Consider the following 19231-nt stretch of genomic DNA (forward strand, 5'->3'; position numbering starts at 1 on the left):
GGTGTACTTTATAGTGATACAAAAGTAATAAAAATTGCGGAGAGACGGGGACTCGAACCCCGGCAGCACTTGCGCGCTGACAGATTAGCAATCTGCTCCATTACCACTCTGGCACCTCTCCTAAAAAATGTATCTTGTTAAAGAACGTTTATCACTTCTCTCGAAGCGGTTGCAAATTTAATCTATTATTGGAATTACACGAAGAAAAAAACACTTTTTTTTTATTTTTTTTTCAACCTACTGTAAACGAATAAAATAAAAATTACCTCTAACTTAATATTCATTCCAATAAACCAAAATCACAATTCATTTATTAGTTACAACCTAAAAAAATATACCTACTCAACTTTAAGTAAGCATTTAGGCTTTTAAGATATATTTCAACATAAAACGAGGTCTACATTTAACTCAAATTTTATAAAAAAGAAAAAACTAATTGTATTCAACCTATCCTATTAGTATAAATGCTGTAGTTTTTATATTTTGCGGCAAACAAACAATTTATGAAAACCTACTTTTTACTTGTTTTTAGTTTAGTTACACTATCACTTGTTGCCCAAAAACCAATTATAACAGATGACTTTAGTTTATCTGTCGGAAATAAATACAAACGGGTAACAGGTATTGATGAATTTCATTTCAATTATGGTCAAAAATTACTTTCATTAAAAAAATTAAAAAAAGGCTTTATCATTGAGCGTCACAATTTAAGTGACCTATCCAAAAAACCGAACAATACAAGCTTTGCCGATAAAGGAAATTTTGTAAGTATTATGCAATTAAAGGATACAGTTTTTGTTTACTACAGACAAAAAAACAAACTACTGGCCAAAAAAATAAGAATTAGTCAGGATAAAATTGGTAAAGCTTATACTATTATTGACTCTGAAGAGGATATTGCCGATGATTTTGGATTTTCGGGACGGTTTGGGTACGAAGCCGGAAGGCGTATTAATGCTTTTGCTATAAAAAAGTCTGTCGACGAATCTAAATTTTTAATTCTACACCGTAAAAAGGAAAAATCAAACGAAAGTGGCAAAGCAAAAAATGTCATTGAAATACAGATATACAATGCTGACACAAGTTTAGATTGGAAACGCACCATGGAAATACCTTACTTTTTTAAACAAGTAAATACTGATGATTTTATGGTTGATAGTCAAGGAAATTTCTTTGTATTGGCTTCTAAGTTTGAAAAAGAACGTGTTTCTGGTGGTAAACGTAATAAATTGGATACCGACTTTCACATGGAGTTTTTTAAAGCTTCTAAAAACAGTGAACAATGGTCCATTAGTCAATTAGATACGGACTACCCTATTGAGGATGCTGTACTTTACGCTTCTGGAAAAAATGAACCTGTAGCTGTAGGTTTTTTTGGTGATGAAAATTTTAAAGGTCAAATTGTGGGAGCTTTTGTAGCTAAATTGGATGGTAAGGAAAATATTAAACCTATATTACACCGTATTCCTAATGATACTTTAGTAGCTTATGAAAACAGAAGACAAAGCCAAATTTCAAGAGGAAAAAGAGGTCAAGGGGACTTAAATGATTTGGAAAAAATTCATATTAACAAAGTAGTCGCTAACCCAGATGGTAGCTATGCCATTTTTGCAGAGCAACGTTACGTTATCCAATCATCTAGTTATATAAACGGTGTAAATCATATTCATTATACTAGTCATTATCGCAATGCTTATGGCTGTAAAATTGATGGAAACGGCACCTTGAACTGGTTCAATCAATTACCAAAAAATCAAAAAGGAATTAATGGCAAACAAAGTATGTCATTTGCTCACCAATACTTTGGTGATAATCATTATGTCCTTTGCTGGGATCAATTTAAAAATTTACGAAAGTCCATTGGTGATTTTGCAACGGAATTGGCCATGAATAAACAATCTTATATGTTTATAGTAGCTTATCGAATTAATGATCTAACAGGCAATGTTGATAAGCTTCCGGTTGTAAATGCTATAGAAGTAGGCAAACATCGTTTATCCCGTTTTGAAATGGGGAAAGTAGTCCCTATTAGCACTAATGATTTAGTTATTCAAGGTCATAATGGATCAAAAAGCTATTTATTTCGCTTACGCGGGAAGTAAAACTAATAGTAAATAACATAATTAAAAAAATATACTTCTTCCTTAATAGTAAGATGATATCATTATTCAATTTTCAAAAAGTCATATTATACTAATTCTGAAATAATATGACTTTTTGCTTTTAAATTAGATTTTATACCATTTGTTGTTTGGAATTTACGGTAAAAGAAATTGATGATTTTTTCCTTTACATAAAATAGAAAATAAAGTATAGCCACAGTTACGGTTTCTCTTTATCTTGTTGTAAGAAGTAAAGGGGGATTTATTAGACTTATTTCAAATGGTAAACGGTATTAATTAGATCAATCTAGATTTACGAGCAAATGGACTCCGAAGTTATATTAAACACTAGACTTACTTGAATTAATAAAGTAAACCCCTACTAACAGTATAAAAGCAGCAATTAACAACTGAAATGAAATAGTTTCATCAAGTATATACCAACCCAAAACCACAGCTATTACAGGGTTTACATAACCCGAAGTCGCCACTTTTTCTGGAGAAACACTTCTTAATAAATAATTAAACGCTGTAAAAGCAACAATACTCCCAAAAAAAGTAAGCAAATACATGGATAGTGTTACTTTGGGAGTCCATTGTGAAAATGGCAAATGCGTTTCTCCAAAAAGAAAACTAGCCAATAACAAAAACAAACCTCCGGTTAGCATTTGTATTCCTGTATCTAATAGTGATTTTTGGGGAAAACTACGTTTAGAAACAAAAATACTAGCAAAACTCCAACTTAATATACAGGTAAAAATCATTAAAATTCCAATCAAGCTTCCCGAGGTATATCGAACTCCCTTTTCGGTAACCAAAATAGCAATCCCAAGAATACCTAAACTAATCCCAATAATAGATTTTATTTGAATTCGCTGTCGGTACATTAAATTCATTAATACTAATATCACCAAAGGCTGTATAGCCACTAATAACGAGGCAAAACCACTATCAACATACTTTAATGCCCATACAAATACCCCATTTCCATATGTTAAAAACAAAAAACCTGCTATTATCGAATTCAATATTTCTTTTTTGCGAATACCTTTGGTGTAACCTAAAACACTTGAAATAACCAATAACATCGCGCCAGCTATAGTAAAGCGAATACTAGCCAAATAAAAAGGAGCAATTTGGGATACTGCAATTTTATTCAACAAATAAGTAGATCCCCAAATGACATAAATAGCAAAAAATGCAAGTACTATTAAAAAAGTCTTTTTAGTAAAATTCATTCAACTATTACTAGTCTTTTAATAATGAAACACCATTTAAATCGGTCGTAAGTACATCACTCATATAATCAAAATAAGGACGTAATAATTCAAAACAATGCACCACTTTGCTTGAAAAATTAGCAGCTACAATTTCTTTATCTGTAAATTTCTTTTCAAAAAAGAAAGATTTATTCTTTATTAAGTCAATAGCAGGGTGCTCTTTCGAAAATCCTTTTGGAGCTGTTTTCACTTGAGCATATGGGACAAATTCAGATCCAAATACTTTCGAAAACTCTTTATCGGCCATTATTGCTCTAATCTCCTGATCATCCATTTCAAACTCTTTTCTAATACGCAATAAATCAGTTGGATTGGGTCCAAAAAATCCGCCACCTAAGTACGTATTACCTGGTTCAACATGCAAAAAATACCCTCCGCGTAGTGCAGCTCCTTCCCTACTAAAGCTTAAGGATCGATTAGTTTTAAAAGGTGTTTTATCCTTACTAAAACGAATATCCTTATAAATACGAAAAAGCTTCATTTTTTCAATATGATCCGTTTTGGTTAATCCTTCTAAAATTTCAGCTCCAAAAAAAGTTTTAAAGTCATCATCTAACTTTTTAAAAGTAGGTTTATTAGCTTCAAACCAATCTCGGTTATTATTTTTTCTAAGCTCCTTTAAAAAATCAAGTAAATCAGTCGCTACTCCTGCCATGTGTTCTCTTTTGGTATGAAAGTATTCCTGTCTAAAAACGTCTACTCTCATCTGGTTTTAATAGTTAAAACTACAATTTTAAAAATGATTAAAAGCATGTAAGCCCTACTAGTTTGCATAAATAAACCTTAAAAAAACAAGAATTATTTTTTTAAACGCTCCTACAAAAAATGCTTCTGCTATAATTGATTAAATAAGTATATTTACCCTCATAAGATTACCAAACTAATGAATCCATTAAAAACTGCCGTAATAAAGCAAATTGAGTCTCAAAAAAAAGATTTAAATCTACCGATCCGTTTAAAAGAACGTACTGAATACTTTACTTCATTACTTTTTGAAACACTTTTTGATACCGAAGCTTCCGTAGAAACTAATATTGATAAATTAGCACAAACCTTTGATGAGTTAGTGGATTTAGCATGCTGGAAACACGACAAATCTTGTGGCGAGATATGGATGGATTATTTAGGCACATTTCCAAATATTTTAAACAAATTACAGCTAGATGCAAAAGCTTTTTTAGATAGTGACCCAGCAGCAAATTCTATTGAAGAAGTATACTTAGCTTACCCTGGTTTTTTTGCCATTGCTGTATATCGTTTTAGTCATGAATTATACATAATGGGACTCCCATTAGTCCCTCGCTTAATGACAGAATATGCCCATAGGCTTACTGGAACCGAAATTAATGCAGGTGCTCAAATTGGTGATTCCTTTTTTATTGATCATGCTACAGGAACCATAATTGGTGAAACTGTTATTATAAAAAATAATGTGAAAATTTATCAAGGAGTTACGCTTGGCGCGAAGTATGTCACTCGAGACCTAAAAGGCTCTAAACGTCATCCAACTGTTGAAGATAACGTGATTATTTATGCCAATGCCACCATTTTAGGAGGCGATACCATCATTGGAGCCAATAGTATTATTGGGGGTAATGTTTGGTTAACCAAATCGGTGCCAGAAAACTCAGTAATATCCAACACTAAACAAGTAAAAATTAAAACCACGAGTGATTATGACAAATAGTATTTTGAATCTTATTGGAAATACGCCTTTAGTACAAGCTAAAAATGTTATAACCAATCCCAATATCACACTTTTACTTAAGCTTGAAGGAAATAATCCTGGCGGTAGTGTAAAAGATCGTGCCGCTTATAATATGATCAAATCTGCCTTGGATCGTGGTGATATTGATAACAACACGCAGCTTATTGAAGCTACCAGTGGAAATACTGGAATTGCTCTAGCCATGATTGCAGGTTTATTTAATTTAAATATCGAATTAGTAATGCCAGAAAATGCGACCAAAGAACGTGTGCAAACCATGCGCGCTTATGGAGCTACGGTAACGCTTACCTCAAAAGATGTAGGTATTGAAGGTGCTAGAGATTATGCTGAAGCCAAAGTAACAAATGAAGGCTTTGTAATGCTAAATCAGTTTGGAAATGATGATAACTGGAAAGCACATTACAAAACTACCGGACCCGAAATTTGGAGAGATACCGATCAAAAAGTAACTCATTTTGTTTCTGCTATGGGAACTACCGGAACTATAATGGGAACTTCAACTTTTTTAAAAGAACAAAATGCTGATATACAAATTGTAGGTGCCCAACCAACGGACGGGTCAAGTATTCCCGGAATTAGAAAATGGCCTAAAGAATACTTACCTAGTATTTTTAATGCCGAAAAAGTGGATCAAGTGATTGAAGTTAGTCAAGAGGAAGCTACAATTATGGCTAAACGCTTGGCTAAGGAAGAAGGTGTATTTGCAGGTATGAGTAGTGGTGGTTCGGTTTGTGCTGCTTTAAAACTTGCAGAAACTATTGATAGTGGAGTCATAGTAGCCATTATTTGCGATCGTGGTGATCGTTATTTATCCTCTGATTTATTCAATTAATAACAAGAAAATTTAAAAGCCCGTATCCATAATTATTTTGTTCACATAAAATTATAGATACTAGTTTTATTTGTCATTTAATAACCCTTAATCTAATATCATTAGCATCTCCTCCTCCATCAATTGAATAATGACGTTTCCCAACAGTTCTAATAAATCTGGCTAGTCTTGATACGGGTCTAAATCTAATTAATTTCACGGCGCACTTGAAGGTGTTATCCAATACAGTACATGTTATCTATTGAATTAATAGTTTTTTTCATTTCTTCTAAGTAGCTAACATCAAATACCTCTACATATTTTAATTCCAAATTTTCCTCTTCTTTATTACATGAAGAAAGCAAAAAAATTGTTATTAATAAAAAAAAATATTTCTTGATAATTTAAAGTTAGTTGTTAAAAAATGCTTTTTCATAATATGAAATTGTCCTAATTAACTATATAACAGTTACTATATAACTTACCCTAAATTAATTTTCACAATAAAATCACAATTAAATATATGATCTAAATTTACTTATCTTCGAATAGCAATTAAATATAAATGAACCCTGTAGAAACCTATATTTTTGAACAAAGCGAAAATAAGCAACAAATTCTAACTTTTTTTCATGATCTTTTTGTTAATCAATATGGATTAACAGCCAATATAAAATGGAAAATACCAACCTATTATGGAAAGACTTGGGTAACTTACCTAAATCCTGATAAAAAAAAAGATGGTATTCATGTTTGCTTTGTTCGTGGTAACGAACTTTCTGAAAAACATAGTATCCTAAAAGCTGAAGGACGAAAAATGGTAAAAAGCATGTATGTTGATTCATTGGATAAAATACCTTATGAGCAATTTATAGATTGTATTAAGGAAGCTATTACCTTGGATAAAACAGTCAAATACAAAGCTCCAAATTCAAAAAAATAATGGAGTTAAAAGATGTCGTTTTAATTTTAGTAGGTTGCCTTACGGGTTTTATAAATACTGTGGCCGGAGGAGGTTCGGTTATCATCTTGCCAGTGCTTATTCTTTATTTTGGACTCCCTCCTACACTAGCCAACGGAACCAATAGAATAGGTATTTTTATTCAAACCATATTTTCTGCTTGGGGGTTTAAAAGTAAAGGCATTTCCCCTTTTGTATTTGGGTTTTGGAAATCTACTTTAGTTGGTGTTATTGCATTGATTGGAGCTATAATTGGTTCTAAAATTGCACTAGAAATTCCTGATGCTTTATTTACAAAAATTTTATCTGTGGTCATGGTTGGTGTTTTAATCTTGACATTAATTAAACCCAAACCACCACAATTAATCAAAAACGACCCCAAATTAGCTTATATTTTAACACTAATCACTTTCTTTTTTATTGGTGTTTATGGTGGTTTTATTCAAGCTGGAACTGGCTTATTATTAATTTTAGCACTTTCTGTATTAAATAATTTAAGCCTTGTACAATCAAATGCATTAAAAACCATCATTGTATTTATTTTTACTATTGGTACAATAAGCGTTTTTGCTATCGATGACCAAATAAATTATAAATACGGTTTATTATTAGGGATTGGTAATGCTATTGGAGGTTGGACAGCCAGTCGATGGTCTGTTAAAAAAGGAGATAAAGCCATTCAAATTTTTATGGTTGTTGCTGTTCTATTAATGGCGATCAAGCTATGGGTATTTTAAGTAATACGATTAACTGATAAGAATTTCGTATAATTTATTCATTTAAAGAAACTTCATTTATTTTCTTTACTATTTTTTCAATAAATTGATGGTAAAATCACTTATTGGATAAACAACACATCAATATGCTTAAAAATTGCTTTATGAAAAATAATTTGCTCTTTATTTTAGTGTGCTCCTACTATTTGACTAGTCTAGCACAAAATAAACCTAACATACTTTGGATAATAACCGATGATCACAGACCCGATGCAATTGAATATTACAATCAAGTAACCACAGGTAAAAAAGAAAGCAGTCTAGGTTATGTAATGTCTCCAAACATTAACAAACTAGCTAAAGAAGGTACTTTTTTTGTGAATGCCTACAGTAATTCTCCTATGTGTACTCCTTCGCGTAGTTCTATGATGTCGGGTAGGTATCCTTTTAGGTCTGGTCACTATAAGTTTTATTCACATCAACAAGCAGACTTTGTAAAGCCAACAGCATCACAAATAGTAAAACAAAAAGGATATAGCACCGCTGTTTTTGGAAAAACAGGTTGGGGAATTCACAAGTATAAGCACCATTCAAAAAATTCATACACCGATTTTTTTGATTATAACATGCATTTTAAAAGAGATTTACAAGGAAATGGTATTGGTGATATCTTTTATGCAGATGCAGAAATTGAATTTATCGATGGAATTTTTAGTCCTATAAAAACCCTTGAAAAGGCTATTCTTCCTAATGGAGAAATTAAAAGTTACCTAACACAACAAAGAGATGCTCCTATACCTGAAGCTGATATAAAAACGAAACAAAAAATTGATCAGGATTATAACATTTTACGCACCTATACGCGTTTAAATAAAGGCTTAATAATTGGAGGAGTAAATCCTCAAAAGGCTGGCAATACCGTTGATGGAGCCATTGTAAAAGAATACAAGAATTACATTAACAATGCTAATAAAAAATATAAAACCCTTTGGGGAAAAACAGTAAATGGAATAGATGCTAAAAAACCTGCATTTATAAATTTGGGATTTCATTTACCACATACTCCTGTGCTGCCTCCAAAAAAATATCGTACTATTTTTAAAAATAAAAAATACAAACTTCCCGACTTTAGCACTGATGAACTTTCGAATTTTCCTCCACAACTGGTTACCTTATACAATGAATGCAAAACCGATCAACTAAAACCAAACGAAAAATTACAAGCCATTCAAGATTATTACGCCTTTTGCGCTTATGGGGACGCTCTAATTGGTGAGGCAGTTGAAACTTTTAAAACCTATTGTAAAAACAATAAGCAAGAATACCTCATTATTTTCACCATTGGGGACCATGGTTGGCATTTAGGAGAACAAGGTATAATGGCCAAATTTGGTCCTTGGAAACAATCAGTTCAAAATGCTGCAATTGTGGTATCATCGGATAAAAAGAAATTTCCCGCTGGAAAAATAGTGAATGATATTATTGAATTTGTTGACTTTGCTCCTACTATTTTAGCTGCTGCAGGCGAAAATGTTACAACTAAACAATATGATTATTTAGACGGCTACAACTTGGCCGATGTAGTTTCTAATAACAAACCTAAGCGTGAATATGCTATTGGTGAAGTTAATGTAGTTTGCGGACACCGAGCTTATATGCGAACCAAAAACTTTGCTTTTTCAATGCGTACACGTGATAAATGGGATGTTTCAAAAGCTCCTTATTTGAACGATAATATTACTTGGGCATTAACTTGCGACAGACCAAAAGCAGCTATGGCTATGTATGATTTACGCAATGATCCTTTAGAAAAAAACAACATTGCCGATCATAAAAATTACGTGCAGTTAGCCGATTGGTTTAGAAATAAATTAGGGAATATTGTTTTAGGTGATGGTAGAATAGAATGCGATTGGACAAAAACTAACAGCTATAATATTAGTAATTTTGCTGGTGGTGCTGACAACAAAACTCTGGACATTCCTCAGGAAATTATTCCACAATTATAATTTTATACTGCAGCTAGTCATAGGAAAATATGATCACTAAAATCATATTCCCACTCTCTATGAAACCTTTAACTCGAATAATGCGAAATTCTCACCAGTAATTCGTAAAATTCGTTCAAAGGTTTCATACCAATTCTGAAATAATATGATCGTTAAAATAATAAGTCTTTTCTACTATTTCTGCGTTATAAAATTTCAGAATTGGTATCATTGAAAAAAATTATTTTACTGGAATCTCTTTTAATACCGCCTCAACTAATTTCCAATATTTTTTTACAGAACTAATAGATACACGCTCATCGGGTGAATGTGCTCCTAAAATAGTTGGTCCAAAAGATACCATGTCCATACTTGGATAATGCTCTCCAATAATTCCACACTCCAAACCTGCATGACAAGCCATAATATGAGCTCTTTCATTATTCAAGTTGTAATAAGTATCATCTAATACTTTTAAAATTGGGGAATTTCTATTAGGCTTCCAACCTGGGTAAGCCCCTCCAAAACTTACTTCGCAACCCGAAAGTTCAAATGCTGATCGTAAACTATTCGCTACATCGGTACGTGATGATTCGACACTACTCCTTGTTAAACAATCAATTTTTACTAGCCCATTACCTATCTGAACTTTAGCAATATTGTTTGATGCTTCTACCAAACCTTCAACTTCCGGTGACATTCTAAAAACGCCATTATGCGCAGTATGTAATGATTTTATAATCCCCTCTTGTACGCCTAAATCCATTACTTTTTTAGGTGCATTTATTTTTTTAAGATCAATAGTTAAATTAGGATCCATACGTTGTTGTTCCGCTTTAATAGCCGTAATCAACAAGTTAATTTCTAATAAAAAAACATCTTCATTTAACGCATCAATCGCTACAACAGCCTCACTTTCTCTGGGAATAGCATTACGTAAACTACCACCAACTATACTTGAAACTTGTAAACCAAAATTTTCATAAGCATCCAAAAGCAAGCGATTCATAATTTTATTCGCATTCCCTAATCCTTTATGAATTTCAATTCCCGAATGTCCCCCTTCTAACCCTTTAACACTTATTTTATAACCAATTTTAGTAGTATCATCCGTAGTTATTTCTTTGTAATTCCTTTCCGCAGTAACATCAACTCCTCCGGCACATCCGATCCCAATTTCATTATCTTCTTCTGTATCTAAATTTAAAAGAATATTTCCTGTCAATAAATCACTACTCAAATTCATCGCACCAGTCATTCCTGTTTCTTCATCAATAGTGAATAGTGCTTCAATTTGAGGATGTTGCATCTCATTTGATGACAAAATTGCCATAATTGTAGCCACACCAATCCCATTATCGGCTCCTAAAGTAGTTCCTTTAGCTTTCACCCAATCACCTTCAATAAACATTTCAATTCCTTGAGTAGCAAAATCAAATTGCGTATCATTATTTTTTTGATGTACCATATCCAAATGTGACTGCAAAACAATGGTTTTACGATCTTCCATTCCTGGAGAAGCCGGTTTTATAATAAGTACATTACCAACCGCATCTTGTTTTACTTCTAACGAAAGTGAAGCTCCAAAAGCTTTCATAAAAGCAATAACCTCTTCCTCTTTTTTAGAAGCTCTCGGTACCGCATTAAGATCAGCGAAATGATTCCACAGTGATTTTGGCTCTAATGATCGTATGGCTGAATTCATAAGTATATGTTTTTCTCAAATATAACTATTAGCTTATTTTTTTATCAAGTGATTTTATTATTTTTAACCTTATGCAAATAAAAAAATGGATCATTCCAATACTCTTACCTATTCAAATTATAGGTGTAAAATGGATAAGCCAACATCCCGAATGGATTGAAAACAACTATAGCTTAGGGTTTTATCCTAAAATATCAAAGCTATTGCGTAGTATATTTGGCTATTTTGATAGCTCAATAGGTGATATTATCTATATATTACTGATCATTAGTATCCTCGCCTTTTTATGGAAAAAAGTTTTCAAACGTAGAGTATCTTGGCAAAAAGTACTCGTTAAAACCATAAGTTTAGCTTCCATCGTATATTTTTTATTTCATTTTCTTTGGGGACTTAATTATTACCGACTGCCTTTACATAAAGTTCTCGATATTGCTCATAAATACAGTACCAATGATTTAGAAAAAGTGACCTATCAGCTTATTGAAAAATCTAATATGGCGCACAAAAAATTAGAGCAAAATGATAGTTTAGCAGTGATAATTCCCTACGCTACCGAAGAAATTTTTGAACATACCACCGAAGCTTACTTGGGATTACAACAAATTTTTCCAAAACTAGAATACACACCTAAAAGTATCAAAAAATCATTTTTAAGTGTCCCATTAGCCTACATGGGGTTTAGCGGATATTTAAATCCATTTACAAATGAGGCACAGGTCAACAGATTAATTGTCCCTTATAAAATGCCTACAACAAGTTGTCATGAAGAAGCACATCAATTAGGTTTTGCAAAAGAGAATGAAGCCAATTTTATTGGTGCTATGGCTTGCATGCATAGTCCCGATCCTTATTTTCAATATTCGGGCTATACTTTTGCACTTCGATATTGTTTACATGAACTTTACCGAAGCGATGAACAAAAATTTAATTGTGCATTAGAAAAAATACGCCCAGGAATTCGTAAAAATTACCAACAAACAAGAGATTTTTGGAAACAGTATAAAAATCCTACGGAACCGTTATTCAAAGCTTTTTACAATCAATTCTTAAAAGTGAATAATCAGTCAGGTGGTATTAAAAGTTACAATTATGTAGTGGCATTACTGGTTAATTACATGAAATAAGGCTTCTTTTTTTAGTAAATAGAAAAGGTCAAAAAAGGGTTTAGTAGCTCAATTTCAAATGTTAGTGTATTGATTAGATATATAATAAAAAAACTAGTCTATTAAAAATAAACTAGTTCTTTTAATTAAACCCAGATTATACAAAAAAATCTGTTCCAGTTATGAGCTACTGCAAATACAAGGCTAAACAGTATTTTATGTATTTTGCTTTATTCGTTACACTAAGTAATAACATATAATCTAAGTGCGATTGTAAATATCTAACTAGCTTATAAAACTGCCAAAACAGCATCATAATTAGGTTCGTCTGCTATTTCACTTACCTGCTCTGTGTGCAAAATTTTAGCATCTTCATCTAAAACTATAATCACTCTTGAATGTAATTTTTGAATTGGACCATCAACAATTTCTAATTGGTAATCCTTTCCTAATTTTCCGTCTCTAAAATCTGAAAGTGTTTCTACATTTTCTAAGCCCTCAGCACCACAAAAACGTGACATAGCAAAGGGTAAATCCCTAGACACACATAAAACCTTTGTATTTTTTAATGAAGAAGCTGCTTTATTGAAAGCTCGAACCGAAGCAGCACATGTTCCTGTATCTATTGAAGGGAATATATTTAATACCAAACGACTCCCTTTATAATCAGCTAATTTTTTTTCCGATAAATCACTAGCTACTAATGTAAAATCTGGAGCTTTAGCTCCCACAGTTGGTAAAGTTCCTAAACTTTGAATTGGATTTCCTTGTAAAGTTAATTGTGCCATTTTTTTAAAATTTATTTTAACACAAATTACAAAAAACACTCCAAAATCAAGGGGTTTAACACAGCTTTAACCGTAACTATTTTCGGCTACCTTACCTATTATTCCTATGTATCTGTATTTCAAAAATTCAAAGTCAGCTTCCTTGTCATCTGTAGTGTAAAAAGGTGCAAAAATTTCGGTCTGCCTTTTACCAAAATCAAAGGTCAATGCAACCACAGGTACTTTTGCCTGCTTGGCAATAAAATAAAATCCGGTTTTCCAATCTTCAACTTTTTTACGAGTTCCTTCTGGTGATATGGCTAAAATAAATGCTTCTCTTTCTTTATATATGGAAACTATACTATCGACTAATTTTTCGTTCTTCTTTCTATTTACAGGCACACCTCCTACACTTCTAAAAAAATAACCAAAGGGAAACTTGAATAGAGACTTTTTTCCTATAAAATTAATTTTAGTTTGGCATACAGTTTTTACTAATAAACCAATAATAAAATCCATATTACTTGTATGTGGAGCCCCTATGACAACATACTTTTTTATATCTTTTGGAAAATCCCCTACTATTTTCCATTTTAAAACGCGAAACAATATAAAACGTGCTAATGTTGTTGTCATTTATTATTTTTTTGTTTAGAATAAATAAGCTTCTAATTATTTACAACAATTTAACATGAATAAAACCTTAAGTCCCAAACAAATAAACTACTATAATTTAACTCACATTATGCATTAAAAATCTATTCTATAGCTAATACCATTTGAAATTACAGTAATAAATCTCTGCAAAATCAAATGCTCCACTGCATTTTTTGATTTTATTGAGCTTTTTAATACTCGTAATTACGTTTTAATGCGTAACCGTGTGTATCTAATGAAACTAATTAATACTTTTCAAAAGTACAAATAAAAAAACCACTAAGCATGTATTAGATGTTTAGTGGTTTGTCACAAATAAACCTTGGGGAAATTTACTTGCTTATGACTTATTACATTACAAATGTACATAAAAAAAATTAATTAAACCAAAAAAAATGTACTTAAACGATTATTTCATGCATTTAAACGAGTATTTTATATTTTGTAATTAATAGCTAGTAACTTGTAAATAACTCAAAATCAATCACTAACTAAAAAGTCTTCATTTTTAAAACCTATTAAATGAAGCTGTTCTTGAGAACGCGTTATGGCTGTATATAACCACCTTAGGTAATCTTTATTCATCCCATCTGGTAAATAAGGTTGTTCTACAAAAACATGTGGCCACTGCCCCCCTTGCGATTTGTGACAGGTTATAGCATATGAAAACTTCACTTGCAATGCATTAAAAAACGAATTACTCTTTACACTTAAAAACTTTTTGTACTTAGACCCTAAATCACTGTAGTCTTTCAACACTTCTTGATAAAGTAAATTACTATCATCATAACTCATTGAAGCGCTCTCTGAGGTTAATGTATCTAATATTAATACGGTTTCGAATGGAGCCATATTCGGGTAATCAATCATTCGTATTTTAACTTCGGCAAAACGAAATGTATACAATTCTTTTATGGCAAATATTTCTAAAACTTCAATAATATCTCCATTGGCAATAAAACCGGCTTCAGAACTGGGTTCTAACCAAAAATAATTGTTTTTAACCACCATTAAATAATCTCCTGTTGAAAGCTCATTTTCTTTAAATAAAATCCGCTGACGTATTTGCTGGTTATATAAATTAGCTCTTTTATTTGATCGCACAATAATTACCGTTCCTTCATGACCGTATTTACTATAGGAGTCCTGTAAATGTTCAATAATTTCGTTCCCTTCGACTAATCGTTTTACATCGTTAAAACCATCAATTTCAAACTTAAAATCCTCGAAAAATGTATCCTGAAGCTGCTCTCTTAATTCTGTAGCATTTTTTAATACACCACTATCTAATGTTTGTCGGACTACTTCATTTAGTTCTATGGTTGTCACATTTTTATCAAAATTTAATTCCAAAATATCTTCACTTAATGCAGGACTTAAATCTGATTTTACTGGAGGTAATTGAGCCGTATCACCAATAAATAACACTTTGCAATTGGTACCCGAATACACGTATTGCAATAAATCATTTAACAATGATCCGTTTTCAAACATTTTACTTTCGGTAGGTAAATCGGGAATCATCGACGATTCATCTACAATAAATAATGTGTTAGTGAACTTATTTTTTTTCATAGTAAAACTTACTCCTCCATTATTCGTTTTTTTGGGATAATAAATATGTCTATGAATAGTTTGAGCTTGTTTTCCTGAGTAATTTGCAATGACTTTAGCCGCCCTTCCGGTAGGCGCTAATAATACATATTTCATTTTGGCTTGCCACAATTGAGAGACTAAGGTACCAATCAACGTAGTTTTACCTGTTCCTGCATATCCTTTTAATAAAAATAGTGACGATTTATCTTCTTTAAATAAAAAATCCGATAGCATTAATAAACATTCCTCCTGTGAAGATGTTGCTGTATGTGGAAATTTGCTTTTTAATAACTTATAAAATGATGAAGCAGTCAAATGAACTGAATTAGTAGAAACAAAGAATTTTCAAAGATAATCAAGAAAAAATTCCCTAAGACTTTTGTGATTGAAAAAAAATTGTAGATTTGCTTTATAACATAAAATAACTACTGAATTAACATGAAATTACTGGTACAATTGGTCTTATGGGTTGTAATTGCCTTTTTAGGATATAAAGTTTATGATTCTGTATATAGCTCGGTAAAATTTCAACAAGTAAAAGAGCAACGCTTTGCACTTGCCGTACAGCAGCTTAAAAATATTAGACGTTCACAACAAGCACACAAAATTGTTACAGGTAAATATGCCCGTGATTTTAATGCTTTAGCCCAGTTCATCGACACTGCTAAATTTACAATCACTCAACGTAGAGATTCAAGTTTTACGCGTTACGACAAAGCTTTCCGTATTGATAAGTCTGTAGACACTGTGGTTATTGATATTTTAGGATATGAATCTGTAAAAGATTCTTTGTTTAAAAATAGTGATGCATACAAAAAGTTATCTGAAATTAAAGTAAGCAAAGACAAGACTGTATCTATTGAAATGAAAACCGGTGTTGTAGAAAAGAATGAGATCTTATACCCTGTTTTCTTAGCATCTGTTCCTAAAAGAAGTCTTTTATACGATCAGCCAGAACAATACTTATCTGAAGAAGATGAAGTAGAATCACTAGATGAAATCAATGGGCCAGAAATTTTTGTAGGTTCACTTGAAGAAATTAACACAAATGGTAATTGGCCTATAGTTTATGACAAATAGTTCTGTTTTAAATTTAAGCAATAGCACATATAGTCTATCCATTCAATTAAGTTTGAATGGATTTTCTTTTTATATTACATCTAATACAGGGGATATCGTTTCTAAATATCATGAATCAAACGACACTATTCCTTTTAACGAACAACAATTATTAGAAAAGGTTTCAAAAATATTTGATTCAAAACCCGAGTTACAAGCTACTTTTAAAAGCATTGATGTCATTTATTACAATGAATTATTCACTTTAGTACCCAAAACTTTATTTGATGAAAAGGCACTAAAAACATACATTAACTACTCTGTAAAAACTTTAGCTACCGATTATATTACCTACGATGAGCTAAACACCGGCATTATCAATGTATTTATTCCTTATGTGAATGTGAATAATTTTTTATTAGAAAAATTAGGCGAATTTAATTTTCACCATTCAAGCGGTATTTTAATAAACCATGTACTTGAAAAAGAAAAATATAGTTTAACAAAAAAAGTATCTATTTTTGTTGCCCCAAATCAATTTGATCTAATTTGCTGTAAAGGAACTGATTTGTTGTTGTTCAATTCATTTAAATACACCACCAACGAAGATGTTTTGTATTATTTACTATTTTGTTTGGAACAGCTAGATTTATCACCTAATCAAATTGAAGTTGAATTAATAAACACTATTTCTACAGATCTTTTTGACTTGTTATATACCTATATCAGAAATATTTCACAACCAAAAATTGAAGAAAATACCATAGATGTACTCCACCTACTAGCACAAAACGAAGCATGAGAATTATTTCAGGAAAACATAAAAGCAAACGCTTAACGGCTCCCAAAAAATTACCCGTTCGACCAACCACAGATATGGCAAAGGAAGCTTTGTTTAATATTATTAACAATCTTTATTATTTTTCTCAGGTAAGTGTGCTTGATCTTTTTTCGGGTACAGGGAATATTAGCTACGAGTTTGGATCCCGTGGTACAGAACAAATTACTGCAGTAGATAAACATTATGCTTGTGCCAAATTTATTGAAAACACTGCTACTGAGCTAGACTTACCTATTTCGGTTATTAAAAGTGATGTATTTCTATTTTTAGAAAAGGCGAGTCAATCTTATGATATTATTTTTGCTGATCCTCCCTATGATTTTAGTACCGAACAGTTCTCTAAAATAGCCGATCTAGTATATGAAAATTCATTATTAGCACCAGATGGCGTATTAATTATTGAACATTCTAAACATTCCTCATTAAAAGAACACCCAAATTTTAGTTATGATAAACGCTACGGGGGTTCGATTTTTAGTTTTTTTGAAAATGAAGTTGCCGAAAACGATGACGATATTCCTGATATGAGGATTGTTTAATTTTAAATCTTCTGTTAACCCTTATTATTGATTATTTGATTTGTTTTCAAGGTATTTAATTTAGTATTTTAGATAACGAAAAGGAAACATAAACTTTGGTTAAGTGCTACTTGGAATGTATAATTTTTCATTAGTACTTATAGCCATTCGTTGTAATTCATAACATACCAATGATTTATCCAAAAGAAAAAATCACTATAGATCATCACAATCATGTTAAATATAGTCAAGATTTTCACTACTCCGAAGCGGAAATGATTGATCGTAGTGCTTCTTTTTATGAACACTTAAACAAACGACGTTCCATTCGCTTGTTTTCGGATCAATCTATTCCTAAAAGTGTGATCACTAATTTAATTCGTACCGCCGCAACATCACCCTCTGGCGCTCACAAACAGCCTTGGACATTTTGTGCAATTTCTAATCCTCAATTAAAATCAAAAATTAGAATAGCCGCTGAGGCCGAAGAAAAGATAAGTTATGAAAGTAGAATGAGTACACGCTGGAAAGACGATCTTAAAGCTTTAGGAACTGATATGCATAAACCTTTTCTGGAAACTGCCCCTTGGTTAATTGCTGTTTTTAAAAAAACATACGATTTAAATGATCAAAATCAAAAGCAAAATAATTATTACGTAAACGAATCTGTTGGTATCGCATGTGGGATGTTAATAACTGCTATTCATAATGCAGGACTTGTTACGCTAACCCATACTCCTAGCCCTATGAACTTTTTAGCAGATTTATTAAACAGACCCGTTAATGAAAAAGCTTTTATGCTATTTCCTGTGGGTTATGCTGCTGCAGAAGTTTATGTCCCCGATATTACAAGAAAATCCATTGAGGAAGTAAGTGCTTTTTATGAGTAATTAGTTTAAAGTTTCTAAATAGGTTTCCCATGTTTGCAGGCTCGTAATTTCTCTTGCTCTTTCCAAAGCATAACTTTCGCACAAAAATGAAGTTACGATGGTTCCATTTTCTAATGTAATTTTCCCAAAACTTAACGGAGCTCCTATTTGATTGATAAACTTCCCTAATTGAGCACTCGGTACTTTCCATAATTGCACCTCTATTTTTGCTCCATTTTTAGGGTCTTTAATTAATCCCGGTCGAATTGGATCCAAATGATCTAATGCATAAAAACGATATTCGGGAGCTGTAAAAAGTGTTGATTTATACACTGCATCAATTTCCAAAAGTTGATAATTTAAAGATCCCCCTGTTTTATGTGCGCCACATACTGCTAAATCTATATACTCCGTTTCTGATTTAGGCAAATTCAACAATTCGTTATTCTTCATAGATTGGGCTATTGATAACCTGAGTTCGATTAAAATTGCTTGATTTTTTTATAACAAAAAAGACAGATTTTTAGTA

At 31.8% G+C, this 19231-nt stretch carries 19 protein-coding genes and 1 tRNA gene; 11 read left to right on the forward strand and 9 right to left on the reverse strand.

Annotated features, from left to right (window positions below):
* Positions 1-37 precede the first annotated feature (37 nt).
* Positions 38-121: transfer RNA gene (locus KQA_RS0216755), tRNA-Ser, on the reverse strand.
* Positions 122-503: 382 nt separating this feature from the next.
* On the opposite strand from KQA_RS0216755, the gene KQA_RS0216760 reads away from it, so the two are divergent.
* Entirely contained in the window at positions 504-2102 is a 1599-nt protein-coding gene (locus KQA_RS0216760; protein WP_010182721.1) for a hypothetical protein, read from the forward strand.
* 341 nt (positions 2103-2443) lie between these two features.
* On the opposite strand, the gene KQA_RS0216765 is transcribed toward KQA_RS0216760, so the two are convergent.
* Complete coding sequence (locus tag KQA_RS0216765) at positions 2444-3340, reverse strand: EamA family transporter (protein ID WP_010182723.1); 897 nt, start codon at positions 3338-3340, stop codon at positions 2444-2446.
* 10 nt (positions 3341-3350) lie between these two features.
* Positions 3351-4088, reverse strand: coding sequence for a DUF2461 domain-containing protein (locus KQA_RS0216770; RefSeq protein WP_010182724.1), 738 nt, complete (start codon positions 4086-4088; stop codon positions 3351-3353).
* 177 nt (positions 4089-4265) lie between these two features.
* On the opposite strand from KQA_RS0216770, the gene KQA_RS0216775 reads away from it, so the two are divergent.
* The gene (locus tag KQA_RS0216775; RefSeq protein ID WP_010182725.1) at positions 4266-5069 is read left to right on the forward strand and encodes a serine O-acetyltransferase; all 804 of its coding nucleotides are present in this window, start codon (positions 4266-4268) and stop codon (positions 5067-5069) included.
* Complete coding sequence (gene cysM / locus KQA_RS0216780; RefSeq protein WP_010182726.1) at positions 5059-5943, forward strand: cysteine synthase CysM; 885 nt, start codon at positions 5059-5061, stop codon at positions 5941-5943. The genes KQA_RS0216775 and cysM overlap by 11 nt, the downstream gene beginning before the upstream one ends.
* A gap of 73 nt (positions 5944-6016) precedes the next feature.
* Here cysM and KQA_RS20915 read toward each other — a convergent pair whose 3' ends face one another.
* Positions 6017-6142, reverse strand: coding sequence for a hypothetical protein (locus KQA_RS20915; RefSeq protein ID WP_262482171.1), 126 nt, complete (start codon positions 6140-6142; stop codon positions 6017-6019).
* 345 nt (positions 6143-6487) lie between these two features.
* On the opposite strand from KQA_RS20915, the gene KQA_RS0216785 reads away from it, so the two are divergent.
* The 3 genes from KQA_RS0216785 (at position 6488) to KQA_RS0216795 (ending at position 9608) form a co-directional block, all read left to right on the forward strand.
* Positions 6488-6865: a DUF1801 domain-containing protein gene (locus KQA_RS0216785; protein ID WP_010182727.1), complete on the forward strand. Its 378-nt coding sequence runs from the start codon at positions 6488-6490 to the stop codon at positions 6863-6865.
* Positions 6865-7620 carry a sulfite exporter TauE/SafE family protein gene (locus KQA_RS0216790; protein ID WP_010182729.1) on the forward strand — a complete coding sequence of 252 codons (756 nt, stop codon included), beginning with the start codon at positions 6865-6867 and terminating at the stop codon, positions 7618-7620. Before KQA_RS0216785 ends, KQA_RS0216790 begins: the two co-directional genes overlap by 1 nt.
* 143 nt (positions 7621-7763) lie before the next feature.
* Positions 7764-9608, forward strand: coding sequence for a sulfatase-like hydrolase/transferase (locus KQA_RS0216795; protein ID WP_010182730.1), 1845 nt, complete (start codon positions 7764-7766; stop codon positions 9606-9608).
* Between the two features lie 220 nt (positions 9609-9828).
* Here KQA_RS0216795 and KQA_RS0216800 read toward each other — a convergent pair whose 3' ends face one another.
* Positions 9829-11292 (reverse strand): aminoacyl-histidine dipeptidase, encoded by a 1464-nt coding sequence (locus KQA_RS0216800; RefSeq protein ID WP_010182731.1) that lies wholly within the window; start codon positions 11290-11292, stop codon positions 9829-9831.
* A 71-nt stretch (positions 11293-11363) separates the two neighbouring features.
* On the opposite strand from KQA_RS0216800, the gene KQA_RS0216805 reads away from it, so the two are divergent.
* Positions 11364-12416 carry a DUF3810 domain-containing protein gene (locus KQA_RS0216805; protein ID WP_010182733.1) on the forward strand — a complete coding sequence of 351 codons (1053 nt, stop codon included), beginning with the start codon at positions 11364-11366 and terminating at the stop codon, positions 12414-12416.
* A 269-nt stretch (positions 12417-12685) separates the two neighbouring features.
* Here KQA_RS0216805 and tpx read toward each other — a convergent pair whose 3' ends face one another.
* The 3 genes from tpx to KQA_RS0216820 form a co-directional block, all read right to left on the reverse strand.
* Positions 12686-13183: a thiol peroxidase gene (tpx, locus tag KQA_RS0216810; protein ID WP_010182734.1), complete on the reverse strand. Its 498-nt coding sequence runs from the start codon at positions 13181-13183 to the stop codon at positions 12686-12688.
* Between the two features lie 66 nt (positions 13184-13249).
* Complete coding sequence (locus KQA_RS0216815; RefSeq protein ID WP_010182735.1) at positions 13250-13798, reverse strand: 1-acyl-sn-glycerol-3-phosphate acyltransferase; 549 nt, start codon at positions 13796-13798, stop codon at positions 13250-13252.
* 501 nt (positions 13799-14299) lie between these two features.
* Positions 14300-15730 (reverse strand): ATP-dependent DNA helicase, encoded by a 1431-nt coding sequence (locus KQA_RS0216820; RefSeq protein ID WP_010182737.1) that lies wholly within the window; start codon positions 15728-15730, stop codon positions 14300-14302.
* A 123-nt stretch (positions 15731-15853) separates the two neighbouring features.
* Here KQA_RS0216820 and KQA_RS0216825 point away from each other — a divergent pair, with 123 nt between their 5' ends.
* The 4 genes from KQA_RS0216825 (at position 15854) to KQA_RS0216840 (ending at position 18723) form a co-directional block, all read left to right on the forward strand.
* Positions 15854-16495: a hypothetical protein gene (locus KQA_RS0216825; RefSeq protein WP_010182738.1), complete on the forward strand. Its 642-nt coding sequence runs from the start codon at positions 15854-15856 to the stop codon at positions 16493-16495.
* Positions 16485-17276, forward strand: coding sequence for a DUF3822 family protein (locus KQA_RS0216830; RefSeq protein ID WP_010182739.1), 792 nt, complete (start codon positions 16485-16487; stop codon positions 17274-17276). Before KQA_RS0216825 ends, KQA_RS0216830 begins: the two co-directional genes overlap by 11 nt.
* Positions 17273-17854, forward strand: a complete 582-nt coding sequence (locus KQA_RS0216835; protein WP_010182740.1) for an RsmD family RNA methyltransferase — start codon at positions 17273-17275, stop codon at positions 17852-17854. Before KQA_RS0216830 ends, KQA_RS0216835 begins: the two co-directional genes overlap by 4 nt.
* A gap of 170 nt (positions 17855-18024) precedes the next feature.
* Entirely contained in the window at positions 18025-18723 is a 699-nt protein-coding gene (locus tag KQA_RS0216840) for a nitroreductase family protein (RefSeq protein ID WP_010182741.1), read from the forward strand.
* Here KQA_RS0216840 and KQA_RS0216845 read toward each other — a convergent pair whose 3' ends face one another.
* Positions 18724-19155: an allophanate hydrolase-related protein gene (locus tag KQA_RS0216845; protein WP_010182742.1), complete on the reverse strand. Its 432-nt coding sequence runs from the start codon at positions 19153-19155 to the stop codon at positions 18724-18726.
* Positions 19156-19231 lie beyond the last annotated feature (76 nt).

It is taken from the genome of Aquimarina agarilytica ZC1, assembly GCF_000255455.1.
In the GTDB taxonomy this organism is placed as follows: domain Bacteria; phylum Bacteroidota; class Bacteroidia; order Flavobacteriales; family Flavobacteriaceae; genus Aquimarina; species Aquimarina agarilytica.